Source organism: Vibrio cortegadensis, assembly GCF_024347395.1.
In the GTDB taxonomy this organism is placed as follows: domain Bacteria; phylum Pseudomonadota; class Gammaproteobacteria; order Enterobacterales; family Vibrionaceae; genus Vibrio; species Vibrio cortegadensis.
Map to the genome: position 1 here is coordinate 310,689 of NZ_AP025473.1, position 21,234 is coordinate 331,922.

The 21,234-nt window shown below is 42.5% G+C and carries 15 protein-coding genes; 4 read left to right on the forward strand and 11 right to left on the reverse strand.

Translation table 11 applies throughout. From position 1 onward, the window contains the following. Positions 1-60: 60 nt before the first annotated feature. The gene (locus OCV39_RS15915) at positions 61-1,212 is read right to left on the reverse strand and encodes a GGDEF domain-containing protein (protein ID WP_113798529.1); all 1,152 of its coding nucleotides are present in this window, start codon (positions 1,210-1,212) and stop codon (positions 61-63) included. Positions 1,213-1,429: 217 nt separating this feature from the next. Then, entirely contained in the window at positions 1,430-4,363 is a 2,934-nt protein-coding gene (locus OCV39_RS15920; protein WP_261889970.1) for an alkaline phosphatase family protein, read from the reverse strand. A 262-nt stretch (positions 4,364-4,625) separates the two neighbouring features. Between OCV39_RS15920 and OCV39_RS15925 the strand changes: the two genes are divergently transcribed. Further along, positions 4,626-5,822 carry a GGDEF domain-containing protein gene (locus tag OCV39_RS15925; RefSeq protein ID WP_261889971.1) on the forward strand — a complete coding sequence of 399 codons (1,197 nt, stop codon included), beginning with the start codon at positions 4,626-4,628 and terminating at the stop codon, positions 5,820-5,822. Here OCV39_RS15925 and OCV39_RS15930 read toward each other — a convergent pair. Next, positions 5,819-6,094 (reverse strand): hypothetical protein, encoded by a 276-nt coding sequence (locus tag OCV39_RS15930; RefSeq protein WP_017053821.1) that lies wholly within the window; start codon positions 6,092-6,094, stop codon positions 5,819-5,821. The genes OCV39_RS15925 and OCV39_RS15930 overlap by 4 nt on opposite strands. 162 nt (positions 6,095-6,256) lie before the next feature. Here OCV39_RS15930 and OCV39_RS15935 point away from each other — a divergent pair, with 162 nt between their 5' ends. Then, positions 6,257-7,105: a pirin family protein gene (locus OCV39_RS15935; protein ID WP_261889972.1), complete on the forward strand. Its 849-nt coding sequence runs from the start codon at positions 6,257-6,259 to the stop codon at positions 7,103-7,105. Positions 7,106-7,235: 130 nt separating this feature from the next. On the opposite strand, the gene ppnP is transcribed toward OCV39_RS15935, so the two are convergent. Then, positions 7,236-7,517, reverse strand: a complete 282-nt coding sequence (ppnP, locus tag OCV39_RS15940; protein WP_113798540.1) for a pyrimidine/purine nucleoside phosphorylase — start codon at positions 7,515-7,517, stop codon at positions 7,236-7,238. 251 nt (positions 7,518-7,768) lie between these two features. On the opposite strand from ppnP, the gene OCV39_RS15945 reads away from it, so the two are divergent. Together OCV39_RS15945 and OCV39_RS15950 are read left to right on the forward strand one after the other, a co-directional pair. After that, positions 7,769-8,242 (forward strand): DUF2850 domain-containing protein, encoded by a 474-nt coding sequence (locus OCV39_RS15945; protein ID WP_113798542.1) that lies wholly within the window; start codon positions 7,769-7,771, stop codon positions 8,240-8,242. A gap of 376 nt (positions 8,243-8,618) precedes the next feature. After that, positions 8,619-11,168: a glycosyl hydrolase family 18 protein gene (locus tag OCV39_RS15950; RefSeq protein WP_261889973.1), complete on the forward strand. Its 2,550-nt coding sequence runs from the start codon at positions 8,619-8,621 to the stop codon at positions 11,166-11,168. 87 nt (positions 11,169-11,255) lie between these two features. Here the strand turns inward: OCV39_RS15950 and OCV39_RS15955 are convergent, their stop codons facing one another. The 7 genes from OCV39_RS15955 to OCV39_RS15985 all read right to left on the reverse strand — a co-directional run bounded on the left by OCV39_RS15955 (position 11,256) and on the right by OCV39_RS15985 (position 21,134). Further along, positions 11,256-12,107, reverse strand: a complete 852-nt coding sequence (locus tag OCV39_RS15955) for an alpha/beta fold hydrolase (protein ID WP_113798546.1) — start codon at positions 12,105-12,107, stop codon at positions 11,256-11,258. 134 nt (positions 12,108-12,241) lie between these two features. Next, entirely contained in the window at positions 12,242-12,838 is a 597-nt protein-coding gene (locus OCV39_RS15960; protein WP_113798772.1) for a TetR/AcrR family transcriptional regulator, read from the reverse strand. Positions 12,839-12,895: 57 nt separating this feature from the next. Further along, positions 12,896-13,456 carry a DNA mismatch repair protein gene (locus OCV39_RS15965; protein WP_261889974.1) on the reverse strand — a complete coding sequence of 187 codons (561 nt, stop codon included), beginning with the start codon at positions 13,454-13,456 and terminating at the stop codon, positions 12,896-12,898. A 20-nt stretch (positions 13,457-13,476) separates the two neighbouring features. Next, complete coding sequence (locus OCV39_RS15970; protein ID WP_171755554.1) at positions 13,477-13,863, reverse strand: MAPEG family protein; 387 nt, start codon at positions 13,861-13,863, stop codon at positions 13,477-13,479. Positions 13,864-13,992: 129 nt separating this feature from the next. Beyond that, positions 13,993-16,173 (reverse strand): 1,4-alpha-glucan branching protein GlgB, encoded by a 2,181-nt coding sequence (glgB, locus tag OCV39_RS15975; protein ID WP_261889975.1) that lies wholly within the window; start codon positions 16,171-16,173, stop codon positions 13,993-13,995. Between the two features lie 193 nt (positions 16,174-16,366). After that, positions 16,367-18,544, reverse strand: a complete 2,178-nt coding sequence (gene malQ, locus OCV39_RS15980; protein ID WP_017052249.1) for a 4-alpha-glucanotransferase — start codon at positions 18,542-18,544, stop codon at positions 16,367-16,369. 136 nt (positions 18,545-18,680) lie between these two features. Then, on the reverse strand, positions 18,681-21,134 hold the full coding sequence (locus tag OCV39_RS15985) for a glycogen/starch/alpha-glucan phosphorylase (protein ID WP_017052248.1): 2,454 nt from the start codon (positions 21,132-21,134) through the stop codon (positions 18,681-18,683). Positions 21,135-21,234: the final 100 nt, after the last annotated feature.

The window sequence follows — 21,234 nt, forward strand, 5'->3', positions numbered from 1 at the left end:
TTATCGACTAATCAGGTTTTTAATCGTATGGATAAAAAATTTGCAGGTTCCCTTCGGACATCAAACCTTAACAACGTTTCCCGAAAACGTGATACTGCCTTTTTTGATCGCCTTTGATTGATACATCGCAGCATCGGCTTTTGTCAGTATATCTTTCTCACTTTGATTACCCGGTGCAATCATATGCACACCAATACTGCTCGACACCTTAATCGTATGCTGTTCATATTGGATAGGTATATTCACGAGCTTTTGCATCTTCAAGGCTAATTTCTCGGCCTTCTCTTTCGCTTGCTCCTCAGATTTGCCTAAATGTGTGTGCAATAAGGCAAACTCATCCCCGCCTAACCTTGCCAACACTTCATGCCTTTGGGCCGATCGCTTTAACCTTGCCCCAAGCTCCACAAGCACTTCATCACCAATATAGTGCCCAAGTTGATCGTTTATCGGTTTAAACCCATCCAAGTCAAAATAGATAAGAACACCAAAATGGCTAGTGTGTGCCATATAGTCCAAACCGTTCGTCAATTTAGTATCAAACATACGCCGATTATATAAACCAGTAAGAAGATCCGTATTGGATTCTTTTTCTAATTCAATTTGCGCTTCCTCTGTATAGCTCAATAACGTAAATACGCCAACGGTAGTACAAAAAGCAGGCCAAATGATTTGTGAATAGAGACTCGAACGCGCAAATAAATCTGGAGATACTTCAAGTAATATTGAGCGACCGATGATCACCACTGTCATGAAAAGGAAAGCGTAACCGACAATAATATCCGATGGATGACGTTTCACTTTCAATTTTAAAAACATATAACTAATGGCACAAAATGCGATAGGAAGAAATACGCTACTGACATGCAGATAACTCTTTAAATCTGAAACCATCAACGCATATATTTGAGCGAGCACTTGAAGACAAAACATGCCCACAGGAACAACCCAAGGCAAGTTGACACCACATCGCCTCGAACTAAAGACCACCATTCCCCACACAAAAATTGAAGCAGACACTGCCGCTAAGATTTCCAAAAATATATTTACTTCAAATACGTAAATAAACCAACTCACAAAATACGCAAGAAAGGAGATCATAAAAAATTGAATTGAATGGGAGTTGCTTTCAAGCTCTTTAACGCGAGTTCCAGCAAGAGCAAATACCAAGTTTATCAACGCAACACTGAAGTAATAAGCTTGCTCAACACTCATTTATTTTGGAACTCCTTTTTATAAGCCTTTTAGCTTCATTGCTATAAAATTAGCGGCTGTAATGTAAGAACACTTGGTTCTCTACTAATCTGACCAGTATCGCACAAAATAACCACAATATGGCAACCTACACTCAAACAAATTAACTATTCATACCTTTTTCTAGCCATAAAAAACCTTATTATCAATTAAAGTTCATGTTTATTGGATATCAAGCTTATTGGATATCGAGTTTATTGAGTAGAGACGGAAAACCCCAACCATCCTCACCCACCACAATCGGTTCTCCAGTTAAGTACTCATACAGAGTTGGCGCTAATGAACCATTCTCTTCTATCGACAGTGGTGTTGCTTTCTTGCCAATTGGCTTCCCCCAAAAACCAAGAAACGCATCTTTTTCGAGATAATCTTCACCAGCATGACGACCTGGCACTTTGGTATTAAATCCAATACCCGACTTGGGAAAAAGATTAATTGTGCCCGCTCGTGACTCTTCATAAATGGCGGCTAATTGATTCACAGAATCTGGCTTGATACTAAAACGGGTCAACTCACGCCATTGTTGCTGGTTACACCATGTCGTCACATCACTCTCTTTCGCACGATACAGACATTGATCCACCAATTGGGCATAGTGGTGAAATGCCTCTTTTGAAGGCGCTGGGATATATGGATTCAGCTGTTGGATGCCTAACAGACGAGGAACCTGAGCTGGCTCATTTTCTTGTGCATAGTAGTAACGCTTATCGCCGATCCTAGTGATAAATTCATCCACTCTTTTTCCATTGCGTGTTGCGACCAACCTGACTTTGCATCGGTTTAAATCGCACGGTTGTTCTCGTATCACCATATAATCAAGAGTCTCACTCAAGCGCTGAGCAACCTCGTTGACGATATCGATACTTTCACCATTGGGCGTATTAGCCGCTTGCCATTGAGTCAATTCTTGGTAAGTCGGTTGTACTTTCCATCCTTCTTGGGAATTGAAGAAATCCAACATAAAATTACCACCAGCCGTTGATGCCACAATCACATCATGCTGTTTGCTGCTTGGGTAATTCAAAGCATTGGTGAATTTAGGACCTTCACCTTCATCAGAAGATATTTTCATGATATTCAAATCGTATCCAAGATCTTGAGCCAATTCATCGAACACCACTTTCTCTGGATTTAAGGCATAAAATACTGGCGTGAGGCCATGATCGCCCGCCATTCCCCATAATGTTTGGTCATAAATACCCGCCTCTTGATAGGTTTTTTCAATTTCCGACAACCAGTAATCCAGACGATTCAACTCACCTGTGGGCATAATGACTTCATCACTGAAAGGTCCGGTAAAATGAGCAAAGTGATCAGGCCACGGGTTATAAATCAGAGTAAAATCAGGCATACCTTTACCATCTTGTTGCGCCAATCGTTTAATGCTCTGCTCAACTTTCCATTTCATGGTGAGTTTTGTATAAAAATCAAACGTCGAAATGCTTTCATATGCTTGAATATCTTCCAGTAACTCAGTTCGACCTCTGCGCAATTGAATTTCAACTTTCGACCGCTCTTGCAGCTCGCGAACACACCGTTTTTCTCCATAATCTCGTTGTGATTCCCCCAGACCAAGGTTCACCAAGCCGTCATAGGTTGTATGAGCATTCCAATCATACTGAGCATTGCAATTGAGGGTTTTAAGGTAATCCAAGCGGTCAAACATAGTTTTTACCTGATTATCCGCCATTAGCCGATCAAGCTGTAAGGCATCATTACCAAAAAAGTAATAGGCTCGATCTTGTTCTCGATCGACAAAATGGAAATTTGGGATCCCTGTGCCTTTATCTCCTGAAACCTTAGCGCCTGTTTTTATAATTGGTAAATTTCGCACGCTAATTGTCGGAGTAGATGAGACCCCGACCTGCACAATGGAATCACGGTAGTCAGTATATAATCGTTTAAAAAATGGCAAATAATTCGGATCTTGATAACTCTGCTCGGCCAATCTCTGCATAAATTTAACTTGCTGTTGATGCTCAGGTTCAATTGTTGGTTCTTTCACAGGTTTCATATCAGCACGTTGTTGGTGGGCTTTGTAAGCTTCTGAGATGAACGGAGAGGAGGGATCAACTAAACCTTCGACTAAACCTTGCTGTAACCCGTCAACGGTCACCTGAACGGCAAACCGACGCTTCTGTTGAGATTCAAGAAAATCAGTTAACTGAGTAGGATCATCATCGAATGCTTGCTGCATCCAATTATTGAGAGCCTCTTCGCGCTCCTGCTGATAAATAAATTGCCGATACGCTTTCAACACATTTAATCGCACAAAATCAATCAAAGTCACGGTTAACGCCTGAGCTTTATTATTCACTTTACCCGCGTTTTCCGGCAGCGCATCCTGCAATACCGCTTTCACTGCGGCTTTCATGTCACCCTCACCCATTCCAAGTTCTGCTTGTGCTAGCAAATCGATAGTAATGGGTTGGATTGTATTAATAATTTTTAAATCATTACGACTGTTCGTTAGGTAAGTATAACTATCAGGTAACGTATCCAGCTTTTGCCATTGACCAATTTGTACGAGAGCATCATAAATAACGACCATCGAGGCGATAAATTGATCATCGACTTTGAGCCCTTGGTGATGGCTCGAATCAGATTCAGCATGCAAGCTTTGATCTGTTTCAAGCTCTGAAGAATCGGATAATTGAAATAAGCTATGTTCAAAGTTGGCGAGAGTCGATTCATCGTAACGTGTTTTTAAATAGGCTTTGAAGACATCATCAGAGCTGAGCCCTGCATAGCGATCGTAATAGCTATATAAAAAATACCCAAGTGGGATTGAGTAGGTGGGATCGGATAGTTGAGCCATCACTCTGGCTTTGGTTTTTACATCTAACGGCAATGTGAGGATATAAGTATCAAGCGTCACGCCTGCGATTGTAAATAAAGCAGCATCTCGACTAAAACGAGTCGAATAAGTGATAGATGAAACCACATGATTTTTAAAAACTTGAGCTGAATTAAAGACACCCCCAACAACCGGAACCGTTTCAATATTTGCAGCGTTAGCCAGCGAGGTTGCCAATACCAAGGGAGAGAGTGCAAAGGTAGAGAGTGCCAATATTGACCTTCCCCGTTGCCAAAACTTAGATTTATTTTCCATATCAGACTCAAATTATATAAAACCCATTTATTGTTCCACTTACAACCTATAAGTCAAATTTTCATCTTACACCTTAAAAAATAAGTTAATTTTACACATTGTTAACTATATGAATTTAGTGGCTTATTAAATTTACCTTATAATGTTCTGCTCAAACAATGAGATCTATCACATATGAAATATTGTGAACTGCGCCCAAAATGCTTAACTTGATACAAACTTCAACCCAACAGTTTTGCAACAAAATAGAGATCAAAAGGATATGACTCACCTTGTAGGAAGACATTTAGAAGAGATGGCCGATATTCGTTCTACACGAAAACGAAAAATCGTATTGATATGTTCAATTGCATCTTGTTGCCTTTTTTTTATCTATAGCGTTCTTTACTTCACAACAAACAACTATTGGTTTGGAACATTTGATCTTATCTGGGCAGGAATTGCATTAGCGAATAGCATCTACGTGCTCCGGAAAAAACAACCTGCTTATGCCGACCTTATTTTAAGCAGCATTTTATTGATCCAAGGCGTTGTCCTTTTTCTTTATAGCCAAACTGTATCCGATCACCTGCTGTGGCTATACCCAATTCTCGCCGCCGTTATCTTTATCAACGAATTTCGTATAGGCTTAATGTTAAGCTCGTCATTCTTTGTTCTCATATCGTCCATCACTGTGCTCTCAGGTGTGATTGAGATACCGACCACTTATGCGGCTAGTCGGTTTTTATTTAGCCTTCTAGCAATGTGTGTGATTTGTCATACTTCCGCTTATTATTACGCAAAAATCATCAACTACATACAGAGTCTTTATCAAGAAGGGATTGAAGATCTTGCCTATATGGATCAGCTCACAGGCCTTGCAAATAGATGGAGTTTTGAGAATTGGGCAAAACAAAAGTTAACTAAGATTGAAGCGAATAAAGGCATTACGGCACTCATTTTTATCGATATCGATGACTTTAAGGTAATTAACGATAACTATGGTCATGATGTCGGTGATCGAGTGCTACAACATTTTGCTAAACGTTTAAAAAACAACATTAGAACCAAAGATAGAAAAACTGATAATCAAGATTACTCAATCGCCCGCTACGCTGGGGACGAATTCATTATACTGCTCTATGATGTGCGTTCAGAACAAGATTTAAACCAAATACTGCATCGTATTTGTCACCTGTTTGATCATGATTACAATGGCCACGAACGTATCAATAGCTTAACAGTCAGTGTCGGAGCTGCCATATTTCCTCAAGATGCTGAGGATTTACCTGAACTCACTCGTTGCGCAGACAAAGCCATGTACGCAGCAAAACATTCAGGCAAAAACCGCTTTAGTTTTTATCAAAACTGCATTCCTGACAGTCTCGACATTGCTGACAATCACGAACAAAATTATCATAGTTTGCCCATGTCCCAAATATCAGAAGCACATAATGTGGTATCAATGAAAAAACGCTAACGTGTCATATACATTACCCAGAGAGAGAATGCTGCGATAACCACCAACCAAGCCACATATCTTATGTGATCTGGTTTATTCGGTTTTCGCTTGATAACAGGCCTCATTGCTGTGACTTTTGCTTTCTCAATAAAGCTAGATTGCTCGAATCCGTATCGACGCTTATCCGCTTTATTTGCAACTTGCGCAAATCTCTGCCTTTGATCTGTTGTGAAGTCATTACTCATGTCATAACTGCTGCTACTATCATTGTGTTTTGCTTGTACAGCCATATACGCCTCCTCGAGTCGATTCCACCAATACATAAGTATAGTAAAAAAACCGCCACTCAGTTCATTCAAAAAAGTTGAACAAGATACTCAGAAATCCAACGTGCTCTTCCCTTCATCAATTCTTTACACTTCTTTCATCAAAGAAACCTTCAGGAGTGCATCATGTCTACACCAAGAACGATTCAAAGTATCATCCCATCTCAGGCCACTTCTGACGGGGATGGGGTTAAAATTCATCGTGTTGCTGGGTTCAATAATGCAAAATTCTCGCCATTTTTAATGGTGGATGAATTAAAGTCGGATCAACAAGCGGATTACATAGGTGGTTTTCCGCCGCACCCACACCGTGGAATAGAAACTCTCACCTACATGCTCAATGGCCATTTTCAACATAAAGATCAGATGGGAAACATCGGTCAGCTCATGAGTGGCGGGGCTCAGTGGATGGCAGCAGGGCGCGGAGTGATCCACAGTGAAATGCCGATTATGGAAGAGGGACAGTTGCATGGTTTTCAAATTTGGATCAACCAACCATCCCACGACAAGATGAAGCCTGCTCAATACCATGATTTTCAATCAGATTCGATAACAGAACATCAGAAATCAGGGCTCGGACTGATCCGCGTCATTTCAGGAAACTTAAACGCTAATAGCCAACCATTAGCTGGGCCGTTAGATAAAACAAGCGTTCCTGTTACCGTCGCGGATTGGCGTTCAGATAGCGGAGACCAGGTCAAATTAGAAACAAATCCTACACATAACATGATGATTTTTATCTATAAAGGGAAAATATCAATTGGTGACAGAAGTGTAGATCAAGGGGAGATGGCGCTATTGACTCATGGTGAATATGCCCAACTAACGGCCAACGTAGATAGCGGTGTTCTAATTTTCTCGGGTCAACCTATCAATGAACCCGTTGTCCACTACGGCCCATTTGTGATGAATTCATTATCCGAAATAGAGCAAGCCATACAAGATTACAACTCAGGGGCTTTCGAACGCTATTAATTTTATTTTGAGAGTCAATTTAAGACGCATAACGATGACATTCCACTGCCAACGATTATTTTCCGTCTTATATACCACGCTCGCGATGAGCGTGGTTTTTTCTCTCTTCAAGCGACGCTATCAGCAGAAATTATAAATATTCACACAGATAGGCAGTCGTCACTTCGACTTTCAAATCAAATGATGAATCACCTGTGACATTAAATGATTCGCCTGATGAAAATGTCGTCCATTCATTTTCACCTGCGCGTTGTATTGTTAACGCACCTTTTACGACCGTCATTTTCTCTGGTGCCGCCGTCCCGAATGTATATTCCCCAGGAGCCATCACGCCTACGCTACTTGTCTCATCTTGTTGAGTAAACGCCAATGATTTAACATTGCCCTCAAAGTAGATATTTTCCTTAATCATATGCTTTCCTTGTCCTATTTGAGCGATTGTTTCGATGTGAATTCAGGTTGTATCTGATTTTTTATCCGTAAACAAGTATTTCAATCGACTAATCTTTCAGCGAGACACATTGCGTTACCCTTATTATTGAGCACTATGTCAATATTTTTACAAGGTTATCTTGTTATTCAGCTCAATGATTAACAAGCTATACTAAGGCATCTACCGCACAATACCGCTCTCAACGTCCAGTGCGCACAAGCAGGATCTCCATGACGAAAACACCTAAAACAAAGGCAACGCGCTCATCCATTTTCCTTATTCGCGTCTGCTTCATTTTATTTGGCAGCGCTGTGTTTTCAGTGGCTTGTTATTTTCTCTTTTCATCCTATCAGGATCACGTCAATCCTGAACAGATATATGGTGACTGGATTGAAATTGGCGCTCCAAAATATCAAACCGATATACTGAATTTTTCTTCGAAGGGTTTCACACATAACCATCGATTAATCAGCACTAAATTTGATTATGATGGCAAAAAAATCCATATTAAAACCAACGCAGGTGAAACCACCTACGAACTATCAGGCACTTTTTCTTCACCACAACTATTGAGAATTGTTCCTCGTAAACCGAGAGTTACCTTTATTAAAAAAGGCTACGAACATACTATCGAGGATGATCAAAGCAATGCGATACAAAGCAGAGGAAAGGCGCTTTCTGAGCACTTCAATGCATCGAAATAGATCGATTCAAACGTTACAAATGTCCCATCCAATAATGATTGGATGGCGATAGCCTATGAATATTTCAAATTAAAACAGTATCAATTTAGTACCTTTAAATCAGCGATTTATTTTTAAGACCGTCAATTAAACTTGGACTGAAGATAAACTTTCTTATGCAAAAACATGTTTGTAGGTTTCTCTTTTTTCCGCCTCACTCGAAAAGCATTTTAATTTTTCGCCTAAAAAATAAAGTATCTCAAATACTAGCCTTGATGTTCTTCAATATCTGAAAAACAGCTTATGTTTCTTCCAAGAATACCCCTGTATTCCAAGTTCCATTTTTTGGGAATACCGTTTTCTTGGACGTTCTTATTCAAGGGATGAGATAAATATTATGAATCGTTTTACTTTGTGCGCAGCAAGCATTGCCACTGCTCTTTCAAGTGCAGTAATAGCGGCACCTGCTACCCCGAGCATTGATATGTACGGCTCGAATAACCTACAATTTTCAAAAATTGAACTCGCAATGGAAACCACTTCTGGCTACAACCAGATGGTGAAATACCACGACTTAGCCACCATTAACGTTAAATTTAATCAGTGGAGTGGAAGTTCTGGCGATACTTACAAAATCTACTTTGATGGCATTGAAGTCGCGACGGGGCCAATTAAAGGCAGCCAAACAACGGCCAGCTTCCAATACGGGAAAGGTGGTTTGTATCAAATGGAAATTGAGGCGTGCGACGCAACAGGGTGTAGTCGTAGCGCACCTGCTGAAATTACCATTGCAGATACAGATGGATCGCACTTAAAACCATTAGCAATGAATACCGATCCGAACAATAAGTCATACAACACGGATCCAAACACAGTAGTTGGTACTTACTTTGTTGAATGGGGTATCTATGGTCGAGACTATACAGTGGACAACCTTCCGGTCGATAATCTCACGCATATTTTATACGGTTTCATTCCAATTTGTGGGCCTAACGAATCAGTAAAAACCGTGGGAGGGAATAGTTACAACGCCTTAATGACAGCTTGTAACGGAGTCAACGATTACGAAGTGGTTATTCACGATCCTTGGGCTGCATTTCAAAAAAGCTTCAAACAAGCAGGCCACGAATACAGCACGCCGATTAAAGGTAATTACGCCATGATGATGGCGATGAAGCAGCGCAATCCAGATCTTAAAATTATTCCTTCAATTGGCGGTTGGACGCTTTCCGATCCCTTCTTTGACTTTACAACCAAAGCCAATCGCGACACTTTTGTGGCTTCTGTTAAAAAATTCCTCATTACATGGAAGTTCTATGATGGCGTTGACATCGACTGGGAATTCCCAGGAGGCGGTGGTGCCGCGCCTGATCTAGGCGATCCAGTGAATGATGGTCCGGCTTATGTCGCTTTAATGCAAGAGCTACGCACCATGTTAGATGAGCTTCAAACGGAAACAGGCAAGAGTTATGAGTTAACTTCAGCGATCGGTGTGGGTCACGATAAGATCGAGGATGTTAACTACGGTGAGGCGATCCAATACATGGATTACATCTTTGCCATGACTTACGATTTTTATGGTGGCTGGAACAATGTATTAGGTCATCAAACCGCTCTACATTGCGGAAATTTCATGTTGCCAGGCCAATGCGATGGCTCCGGTGTCGATGAAAATGGAGAAGCCTTTAAAGGCCCAGCCTATACGTCAGACAACGGTATTCAACTGCTATTGGCGCAAGGCGTACCAGCGAATAAGTTAGTTCTTGGCGCAGCCATGTATGGCCGAGGTTGGGAAGGCGTAATGCCATCTAGCCTGACAGATCCGAACGATCCAATGACAGGCGTAGGTAACGGCAAGCTCAAAGGGAGTACCGCTCAAGGCGTGTGGGAAGATGGTGTCATTGATTACAAAGGGATCAAAAACCATATGCTTGGAGAAAACAGCCAAGGTATTAATGGTTTTGAGTATGGTTATGATGAAGTTGCAGAAGCTCCCTACGTTTGGAACCGTTCTTCAGGTAAGCTCATCACATTTGATGATGCACGCTCAGTTAAAGCTAAGGGAGCCTACGTTCGTGACCTAGGATTGGCCGGACTATTTTCTTGGGAAATCGACGCTGATAACGGTGACATTCTAAATGCGATGCATGAAGGGTTAGCGGGTGGTTCAACGATTCCTCACAACAAAAAACCCATCGCTGATGCAGGGATTGATCAAACCCTGATAGGTCCAATCACAGTAACTCTTGATGGCTCTTTGTCCAAAGATATGGATGGCACTATCCGCACTTATGAGTGGAAACAGATATCGGGTGAGACAGTAACATTAACGGATGCTAACCAAGCAAAAGCAAAGTTTGCCATTGATGAAGTCAGTCAACAGCAACGCTTAGTCTTTACTCTCACGGTCACCGACAATGAAGGCGCAACGGCCATTGATGAGATCGTCGTGACAGTTAACCCTAAAAACACAACCCCGATCAATACTCCGCCAGAAGCTAAAATTTTGGCACCAGCATCCGTCAACGCTGGTGATTCCGTTATCATTGATGCTTCAGCCTCAAGCGATGCGGATCAAGATGTACTCAGCTTTACTTGGACGATACCACCAAGCATTAATGCGACGGTTCAAGGGGATAAAGTGATTTTCACTGCCGCAGAATATGCCCAAGACACACCGCTAAACTTTACTGTTAACGTGAGTGATGGTGTTGCGAGTTCATCAGCCTCGGTTTCTGTCATCGTTCTCAAAAAGATCACTGATGGTGGCGATACCTGTACCAACCTTTGGGATTCATCAGCGATATATACTGGTGGGAATCAAGTGACACACGACGCGAAAACATGGGAAGCAAAATGGTGGACAACAGGTGAAAACCCAAGTCAATCAGGCAAGTGGGGAGTATGGAAGCTCATTGGGGAAGCAAACTGCTCTGTCTCTAAATAGCGAAATGGCTCGCTAACGTTTTGTAGCGGTCAAATAAAGCCTAACGCATCACTGTCGTTAGGCTTTTCTCTATTGAGTCGATGAACGCTAAATTAACTTATCGAAACTCTCCATCACCTGTTGGCACTTCATAACGCGCCCATGGCCTTGTCCTTGAGTCGTCACAAGCGTTACTTTGTCCATTTCATTGGCTGCCTGCTGCGAGACTTCATGCTTAGTAAATCTATCTTTCTGATCATGAACGATATACGTCTGCGCCTCTCTCTGACGGAGTTTTTGCAGTGGATCGATAGATTGAAGTGGGTAGTGATATTGCTCTTGTAACTCAGACACAATCGCTTCAAATAGCTTCATTGAGTAGCCAGATCGAGCCACACTGCCAAACAAGTTATCCAAATAATCAAGCACAGGCGCAATTAATAACATAGGCACATTTTGAATCTTCGCGTGGCGGCACTCTAAAGCCGATGCCGTTCCCATGCTGTGTCCAATCACACCAGCTACGGGTTGTTCTGTTACGCTATCAAGAACAGCTTCAAGTCCATTCACAAATGCGGGAATATGCCCATAAACACCATCGCTGCCGCCATGCGCAGGATGATCATAAGCCAAAGCAGTAAACCCTTTGCTCGCGATATGCTCCATTAGCGGATAAAACTGACTCGCCGTTCCAGACCAGCCATGAGTTAACACCCATACAGGGCCAGCGCCTAGGGTATACGTCTTTAACGTCCCTTCCTTACTTTCGACTTCACCGCATACTAACCCTTGCGGTTGGCTGTTTTTCGCTTCTGTTCGAGCTGGGGTTAACAGTAATTTACGCGCCGTTTTTTTTGCATGACTAGGCGCCACTGTATGATGCAACCGAGTAGTCACGTTGACTAAAGTGCGCTTCAAACTGAACTTGCCTGAGGTGTTAAAATATATTTTTTCGCTCATCTATGTGCCTTATCCTTTCAGCCTATGAACAAAAACAAGATCAATTTAAAAGAACGACCGTGCTTTTTATGAAAATTAAAAAAGGAGGTAAGCCTCCCTTACATTATAATTTATGTTGGATGTCGCAAGTGCCTCTATTGGGGAATTTTCCAACTAGAAATCAAACGCTCTACCCCTTCCCAAAAGTGGCGCTGGCTCACGTCTTCTCCTTGCAAAGAGTAAAATAAGTTGGCGCTGAGGTATAAACCATACAATTCAAATGTGGCTTGCTGTGGATCTAAATCAGCACGAAATTGCTGATTATCAACCCCCTTTTCTACCTGAATGGTTAAGTAATGAATCCATGTCGCGATGGATTTTTGCAATGCTTGTTGAATGGCACAAACATCCGCTCCGGCATCTTTCCACGCATCGATAAACATACAGCTACCTTGAAAAGAGTGATTCCATCCCAGCCAATTTTTGAGCAAGCTTTTTAATTTAGCCTCAATATTGTCATCACCCAGTAGCCTCGCAGGCGCTATCACCCGCTGGGTAAAAATCAGATTAGAGAATTCCAACACCGACAATTGCAGGTTTTCTTTAGAATTAAAGTGAGCAAAAAGACCACTTTTAGACATCCCGCACTCTTTGGCTAACTCGCCAATGGTTAAACTTTCTAATCCATTCTTACTCGCCAGTTCAAATGCGCAATTGAGAATATGATCTTTGGTTACTTTACCTTTACTCATCATTATCCAGACTTATGTTTACACTCCGTTTTTAGCACGTTCGTTCTTTTTTGCCAATTATTTTTTGTCATGATGATCTAACGACTGTGTCGCATTCGGTTTACGCGCAAGATCTCTTGCTAAGATCAACGCCAAACCAAATATTTGCAAAAACAGAGCGATATTTTTATAAAAAGCCATGTTGTCGCTCGTCACTTGCATCAACTCAGCAACCGCAACATTATCAAGATAGAAGTCATCAATTCGGTCACGCTGAGTTTGTTGTGCTAAGTTAATGAGCGTCATTATTTCAGATAGATTTTCAATGCTAATTTTAGGCACTTCCTTCCCAACCCAAACCGCCAGTTGCCCGCGTAAAACTTCATCCAATACCGAACTGGTAAAGGCAGACTCTAAATCGGTTTTATCCACATGCAATAAGATTGATTCACGCTTGCGTTCTAATGTTTCAATGCTATTCCAAGAAAGCTGAATCGAATACATGTTACTTTCTTTCTGCTCAGCAAGTTGTGCAAGTTCCGCAGATTGTTTATCCAAAACTAAGCTAGACGTAATAATCGCAAGAATGTTAAGGATCAACCCAAAAAGCACTATCACCCATGCTGGTGGTATTCTCATCTGCGTTTTCCTCCTCACTTCTACCACAACTTCTCAAACGGCAAATAAACAATATTCAAAACGATCAAGCTCACCATCGCTAAAAAAGTCAGTTTCATGCCATTCACCCGGCCCGACATCTTCTCTTTCAATAACCCTTTCGCATGCATCACGCGCCCTATCACGAATACCACTCCTACAAGATGCAGCAGCCATGAAGGCGCACCGTTAAACTCAACCAAAGCCATCAAAATAAGCGTAATAGGAATATAGTCCATTGCATTACTTTGCGCCGATCTAGCGATTTGTAACCCTTCTACTCCACCATCCGAATACGCAACTTTGTTGCTGCGTCTTTGTTTAATGACTTCTATCGCCAGCCAAATCATAATGCTGGCTAAAATGGAGGCGTAAAGTGCTGTGATCATGCATTTATCCTATCTGTTTTTATGTAAGTTAACGTTAAGTTCTACTTGAGTTATGAATTCGAAGCAATAAAAAACCCAACCGAAGTTGGGTTTTGTCGTCATTCAGATTTAAAGTCTAATACGATATATTTAGCACTTTTTGTAGAAGACGGTCGATAACGGTGGGATACGAAGTGATAGCGACTGCGCTAAGCCTTCACTTTCAATCGCTTCCGTTTGAGCCGTTTGCATCACCTCAAAGCCACTACCATTATATTTCGTGTCATCAGTATTCAGCAGTAATTCGTAGCTATGATCCGTCGGTACACCAAGGCGGAACGCTTCGTGGGGTACTGGCGTAAAGTTACTGATCACAAGTACTCGCTCACCAGATTCACTGATACGTTCGTGAGCTAAAATGCTCGCTTCTTCTGCGTCTTGAAGTCTCCATTCAAACCCTTTAGGGTCAAAATCTTGATCATGCATTGCCGCTTGCTCTCGGTACAACATATTCAGATCTTTAGTCAGCGTCTGCACACCTTGATGGCGAGGGTAATCAAGTAAGAACCACTGCAATTGGTCATCGTGATTCCATTCAGCAGTTTGACCAAATTCCGCCCCCATAAAGTTAAGCTTCTTACCCGGTTGACCGTACATATAACCCATGTACGCACGCAAGTTAGCCGTTTGCTGCCACTCATCGCCAGGCATTTTATTATGGATTGAACCTTTACCATATACGACTTCATCATGAGACAAAGACAGAACATAGTTCTCGCTATGAGCGTAAACAAGCGGGAACGTGATGGTATTATGGTGGTATTTTCGGTTAATAGGATCTTCTTGAATATAAGAAAGGCTATCGTGCATCCAACCCATATTCCACTTAAATCCAAAGCCTAAGCCTCCCATAAAGGTAGGCGCAGAGACACCCGGGAACGCAGTCGATTCTTCAGCAATCGTCATCACATTCGGGAAGTGCTTGTACACTTCTTCGTTCATCCATTTCAGGGTTGCTATCGCATCATAGTTTTCGTTGCCACCATCTTGGTTCGGGATCCACTGGTCATGGCTACGTGAATAATCCAAGTAAAGCATCGACGCTACCGCGTCTACACGTAGGCCATCAATGTGGAACTGATCAACCCAATAGAGTGCATTCGACACTAAGAATCGACGGACATGTTCACGACCTAAATCGTATATGTATGAATTCCAATCTTGGTGCCAACCTCGACGAGGATCTGGATCATGGAACAGTGGCGTTCCATCAAAATTAGCCAAACCATGATCATCCGATGGGAAGTGAGCTGGAACCCAGTCCAGCACAACGCCAAGGCCTGCTTGGTGACATTGATCGACGAAATATTTGAAGTCATCAGGTGAACCAAAACGACTGGTAGGTGCAAATAAACCAACCGGTTGATAACCCCAAGAACCAAAGAATGGATGCTCAGAAACGGGCATTAATTCAACGTGTGTGTAACCTAAACCTGTCAGGTATGGAATAAGCTCTGCGGCAAGATCTCGATAGTTTAAGAACTCTCCATTCGCATCGCGTTTCCATGAACCAGCGTGCAGTTCATAAAATGATAACGCTTCTTTGCGTTTCTCAGTTACTGGGCGGTTTTGCCACTGTTCATCTTGCCACTCATAACGGTCATGGTCATAAGTAATAGATGAAAATGATGGGTATTGCTCTGAATAAAAGCCCCATGGATCGGCTTTATGAGGTAGACCTTCACCATTTGGACCTTTCAGCTCAAATTTGTATTGAGCACCTTCCTCAAGGTTTGGAATAAACAGTCCCCAGATGCCGTAATCTAAACGCTGCATTGGAAAACGACGACCATCCCACGAGTTAAAGTTACCCACTAGACTCGCTGCCGTAGCATGCGGAGCATAAACTAAGAAACGTGTACCTGAGATCGATTTACCATCACGCTCAAGAGTAATGAATTGCGAACCCATTTGCTTGTACATCTCTTTAGGCGTATGAAGCGCTTCATACTCGGCATACAATTCATGGTACTGATACGGATCATCAAGAACCTGCTCGGTACCCGACCAATCAATGGCTAATTGATAATGTGTAAAACGCAGATCACGCTTACTCTTAAGAATAAAGCCACTCTCTTGATCGCGTTCTAATTCAATTCGAGGTTCCTTGTCGATAACTAACTCAACTTTATTTGCGCCCGGAATCCAAACTCGTAATGCACCATCCTCTGGCGAAATAAACGGGCCTAAAAAAGAAAACGGGTCAGCAAACGAAGCTTGAGAAAGTTGACTGTATGTTTGTTCTTGCTTTGAAATAGTTGTTATTTTCAAAAACTCTCTCCCTAACCAAACTTCAAAAAATATTAAAATTATATATAAAAAATGCCCGCTAAATGTGCGGGCATTATAACGACAATCCATTTTACAGGACTACGCTTCATGATAGAGTGACCAAAGCGATAGTTTCGCCTGCAACCGCAGGAAACTACTGGTATTTTGTCTTATCGCACTCTATTCAATCATCTTATTTGCTCGCTTTACTGCGCACTTCTGTCAAACGTGAAGAGATACGATTTACGTCTTCACGACTGAACACTTCATCCAGGTTCATTGTTAGCTTACGACGCCAGTTAGGGTATTCATTAACCGTACCCGGAATGTTTACAGGCTTGTCCATTTCTAACCAATCTTCAAGTTGAACGCTAAGCAATGTTGAAGAACCAGCACCAACATGAACTTGCAAAGCTTCACTTAAATATGAATCCATAGGGACTTGGCTTGCATCACGGCCAACACCTTCAGGCAAGAAACCGTGCCATGCTACAGAATCTAGAATACCTTGCTTGCACTCTAAACGGTCACTAAATAGTGTTTCAAGCTGAGCTTCATCTGGATACAAACCGATTTCACGACCCGTTTTCAGATCATCACAGTGCCAGAATCCGCGAAGCGTTGGCATATCATGCGTACATAGTGCCGACATTGATTGTGACGCATAGTGCTCAGGTGAAATAAACCCGCCATCTTCTGCTGTTTCGAAGAAGAAGACTTTGTACGAGTGAACACCGGCATCAGCAAGAATATCAACGATTTCATCAGGAACGGTACCTAAATCTTCGCCAATTACAGAACACTGGTAACGGTGAGATTCAAGAGCAAGGATCGCAAGCATGTCTTGTACTGAGTAGTACATGTATGCGCCTTTGGTCGCGTCTTCACCTTTTGGAATCCACCATAGGCGTAACAGACCAAGTACATGGTCAATACGCAACGCACCACAATGTTTCATATTTGCACGAAGCAGTTGAACGTATGCGTCGTAGCTAGTCTCTTCTAGCACTTGTGGGTTTAGCGGAGGTAAGCCCCAGTTTTGGCCTAGTGGTCCAAGAATATCCGGTGGAGCACCGATGCTTGCATCCATGACTAGGTTGCCATTATCAGCCCAAGTTTCAGAACCTGAATCAGCAACACCTACAGCAAGGTCACGGTACAGACCTACCGCCATGCCTTTCTCTTCAGCAAGTGCTTGAGCTTCATTGATTTGAGCGTCAGCAAGCCATTGTAAGTACATGTAAAGTTGTACTTTATCCTGGTTGTCAGCAATGAACTTCTGTACAGCGCTATTTTCAAAGCGACGGTATTTCTCAGGGAAGACAGGCCAGCCCCACATATCCGAATTCTCAGCATGTAATTCAGCATGTAGCGCATCAAACGCTGCTTGATGAATTAGGCTTTCACCACCAAGTTCGATGAAGTCTAGGAATGCCATTGCTCGTTCAGTGTTTTTATCTAAATGACGAGTTTTGAACTCATTAAATAGAAGCGGTAAAACACTCATTTTTAGAGCTGCAACTTCTGTGTAGTTTACCCAATGAGATTCTCGCGCTTTTTGTAAACGCTGTTGGAAATCGGCACTGCCTACTTGTTGCTGAGCTTCTGCACTCAACGCAAACTCAGGTACTGAACTCACATCGATGTAGAGAATATTTAACCAACGACGTGACGACGGGCTGTATGGACTAGCCCCTTCAGGGTTCGCTGGAAATAGTGAATGAATTGGGTTTAAACCAACAAAATCACCACCACGTGATGCAATGTCGCTAACCAGTTGTTTCAGATCGCCAAAATCACCAATACCCCAGTTATGCTGAGTGCGTAAGGTGTATAGCTGAACACTTGGTCCCCACATCTTTTTACCATTTTCAATGGCAGTTTGTTTGAAACAAGATTTAGGTGTAATAATCAGCGTCATCACATAAGGTGTTTTACGACGCTTACGATTAATGATTAATTTATGATATCCCCATGCCAAATCACTTGGCAATGCAAACACTAAAGGGCCACCCTCTGCGCGTTCATCGCGAACAACTTGTGATTGAAGATAGCCTTCAAGTACCTCTCCTTGTTCGGTTTCTAAACGCCAGCTAAACTCACTTTCACGAGCACTAACACCTAGATTCAAAGCCACTTCTACTGGCTCACCGTCACGCAAAACAAGAACTGGGTCAATTACGTCTTTTTTGTGTTTTTTCTCTGCTGATTTCAACAAAGTTTGATCATTTGTGGTGTCATAGCCTAGCGCAGCTAACAAGCTCAAAATTGTCTCATCAGATACAGCCGCTTCGTCGCCCCACGCGCTTACATAGCTATCGGCAAGATTCGCCATTTCCGCGACTTGTTTTAATACTGATTGTTCTTTCATCGCTCTCTCCGAAGGTACTTCTTTCGCCTTCACTTTTGTAGGGTTAAAACTATCTATTGGTCTTTCTTTTTATAATGACAATTGAAATCAATGTCAGAAAAGCCAAGGCAACAATGGTTACCTTGGCTTCTTTCTATTAGCGGTTTACTGCTTCTAGTTTCCAGATGTTGTTCACGTAGTCGCGTATTGAGCGATCTGACGTGAATTTACCAACCAATGCCGTGTTAAGAATCGCTTTCTTAGCCCAACCTGCTTGGTCTTTGTACTGCTTGCCCATATCTTCGTGAGCTTGAACATAAGATGCAAAGTCCGCAAGACATAGGTAAGGGTCACCACCATCTAGCAGGCTATCAAATGTTGCACGTAGAAGACCTGGTTGACCTGGAGTGAACTCTTCGCCAGTCAGTAAATCTAACGATGCTTTCAGTAAAGGGTCAGCATTGTAGTAATCGTATGGGTTGTAACCCTGAGCTTTCAGAGCTTGAACACCTTCAACTTCTAGGCCGAAGATGTAGATATTTTCATCGCCAACTTCTTCACGAATCTCAACGTTCGCACCATCCATCGTACCGATAGTTAACGCGCCGTTTAGAGCCATCTTCATGTTGCCCGTACCAGAAGCTTCTTTACCTGCAAGTGAAATTTGCTGAGAAACGTCTGCTGCAGGGATGATGATTTCAGCCATGCTTACACGGTAGTCAGGGATGAATACCACTTTAAGCTTGTTACCGATGCGAGGATCGTTGTTGATCTTCTCTGCAATCTTGTTAACCGCGAAGATGATCTCTTTCGCTAGGTGGTAACCCGGTGCTGCTTTCGCTGCGAAGAAACATACGCGTGGCTCACACTCGAAACCAGGTTCGTTAAGAATACGGTGGTACAGAGATAGAATGTGTAGCAAATCTAGATGCTGACGCTTGTATTCATGTAGACGTTTGATTTGCACGTCGAAGATAGCGTTAGTATCAAGTTCGATACCCATGTTTTCAGAAACCCAATCAGCAAGGCGCTGTTTGTTTTCTTTCTTAACAGCCATGAACTCTTTTTGGAATTTCGCGTCTGTTGCAAACTTAGCGATGCCTTCAAGCTGCTCAAGTTTAGCAGGCCACTCAGTGCCAATCTTACCAGTAATTAGCTTAGATAGGCCTGGGTTACAGAACTTCAACCAACGACGTGGTGTGATACCGTTCGTTACATTAGTCAGTTTACCTGGGAAGATTTCGTTGAACTCAGGGAACAAGTCTTTCTTAACCAATTGAGAGTGCAGTGCTGCTACACCGTTTACTTTGTAAGAACCAATCACACATAGGTTTGCCATGCGAACCATGCGGTGGAAACCTTCTTGGATGATAGAAAGCTTCGCTTGCTTCTCACCGTCACCAGGCCACATCTTGCGAACTTCTTGCATGAAGCGGTGGTTGATTTCAAAAATGATTTCCATGTGACGTGGAAGTAGGCGTTGAATCAGTGATTCAGACCACGTCTCAAGTGCTTCTGGAAGTAGTGTGTGGTTCGTGTATGCGAACGTGTGAGCACTGATTTCCCAAGCTTGGTCCCAAGATAGACCTTTCTCATCGATTAGGATGCGCATCAATTCAGGAATTGCGATCGTTGGGTGCGTATCGTTAAGCTGAATCGTTTCTTGCTTAGGCAGATCTTCTAAAGAGAAACCTGCTGCTTCGTGACGACGCAGAATATCTCGAACAGACGCTGCTGAGTGGAAATACTGCTGCATCAGACGCAGTGTCTTACCTTTCTCGTGGTTGTCGTTCGGGTAAAGTACTTTAGTGATGTTACCTGCATCGATGAGCGAGTGTTGCGCTTCGAAGTAATCACCGTTGTTAAAGCTTGCTAGTGAGAATGGTGCAATTGCCTGACATTCCCAAAGACGCAGTGGGTAAACCGTGTTTGATTCGTAACCTACGATAGGTAGATCCCAAGGCATTGCTTTTACTTCCATACCTGGAACCCAAGTACGTACTTCTTTACCGTCAATGAATTCAACGTCTACATGACCGTAAAAACCAATGTGTTGTGCTAGCTCTGGACGAGCAACTTCCCAAGGGTAACCTTCAACACCACGCCATGCGTCTGGTGCTTCTTGTTGACGACCGTCTTGGAAAGACTGTTTGAATAGACCGTATTCATAGTGAAGACCGTAACCTACTGTTGGGTATTCTTGAGCGGCACAAGAATCCATGAAACAAGCAGCTAGACGACCAAGACCACCATTACCTAGTGATGGGTCGCGTTCTTCTTCTAGAAGGTCAGTTAGATTTTGGCCTAACTCTTCCATAGCGCCTGTAATTTCTTCATACAGACCCATGCTGATAAGGTTGTTACCTGTCAGACGGCCAATCAAGAATTCAAGCGATAAATAGTTTAAGCTTTTTGCATTTTTAATCTTTTCATCGTTCTCTGTTTCTAACAAATCGAATGTTGTTAGTTCAGCAAGCGCACGGCCCATTGCTAGATACCATGAACGGCTATCGGCAGTATCTACTGTTGTTGCGTATGTTGCTGATAAATGCTTTTTAACACTTTCTTGGAACGACACTTTGTCGAATTTTTTTTGTTGAGTAGGTTTCATTACCAAAGTCTCACTGTAGTTTTTAATCCATCTGTGCCATATCTTGCACGCTCTCTTATAACTAAGCATCCTCCTAGTTTTGCTCGATACAAGGAGGAGG

Excerpts from the sequence above, each read along its gene's own strand:
- OCV39_RS15915 (WP_113798529.1), bottom strand. The coding sequence starts at position 1,212 with ATGAGTGTTGAGCAAGCTTATTACTTCAGTGTTGCGTTGATAAACTTG.
- OCV39_RS15950 (WP_261889973.1), top strand. The coding sequence starts at position 8,619 with ATGAATCGTTTTACTTTGTGCGCAGCAAGCATTGCCACTGCTCTTTCA.
- OCV39_RS15945 (WP_113798542.1), top strand. The coding sequence starts at position 7,769 with ATGACGAAAACACCTAAAACAAAGGCAACGCGCTCATCCATTTTCCTT.
- OCV39_RS15930 (WP_017053821.1), bottom strand. The coding sequence starts at position 6,094 with ATGGCTGTACAAGCAAAACACAATGATAGTAGCAGCAGTTATGACATG.
- OCV39_RS15965 (WP_261889974.1), bottom strand. The coding sequence starts at position 13,456 with ATGAGAATACCACCAGCATGGGTGATAGTGCTTTTTGGGTTGATCCTT.
- OCV39_RS15925 (WP_261889971.1), top strand. The coding sequence starts at position 4,626 with ATGACTCACCTTGTAGGAAGACATTTAGAAGAGATGGCCGATATTCGT.
- malQ (WP_017052249.1), bottom strand. The coding sequence starts at position 18,544 with ATGAAAGAACAATCAGTATTAAAACAAGTCGCGGAAATGGCGAATCTT.
- OCV39_RS15960 (WP_113798772.1), bottom strand. The coding sequence starts at position 12,838 with ATGAGTAAAGGTAAAGTAACCAAAGATCATATTCTCAATTGCGCATTT.
- OCV39_RS15970 (WP_171755554.1), bottom strand. The coding sequence starts at position 13,863 with ATGATCACAGCACTTTACGCCTCCATTTTAGCCAGCATTATGATTTGG.
- OCV39_RS15985 (WP_017052248.1), bottom strand. The coding sequence starts at position 21,134 with ATGAAACCTACTCAACAAAAAAAATTCGACAAAGTGTCGTTCCAAGAA.
- ppnP (WP_113798540.1), bottom strand. The coding sequence starts at position 7,517 with ATGATTAAGGAAAATATCTACTTTGAGGGCAATGTTAAATCATTGGCG.
- OCV39_RS15955 (WP_113798546.1), bottom strand. The coding sequence starts at position 12,107 with ATGAGCGAAAAAATATATTTTAACACCTCAGGCAAGTTCAGTTTGAAG.
- OCV39_RS15935 (WP_261889972.1), top strand. The coding sequence starts at position 6,257 with ATGTCTACACCAAGAACGATTCAAAGTATCATCCCATCTCAGGCCACT.
- OCV39_RS15920 (WP_261889970.1), bottom strand. The coding sequence starts at position 4,363 with ATGGAAAATAAATCTAAGTTTTGGCAACGGGGAAGGTCAATATTGGCA.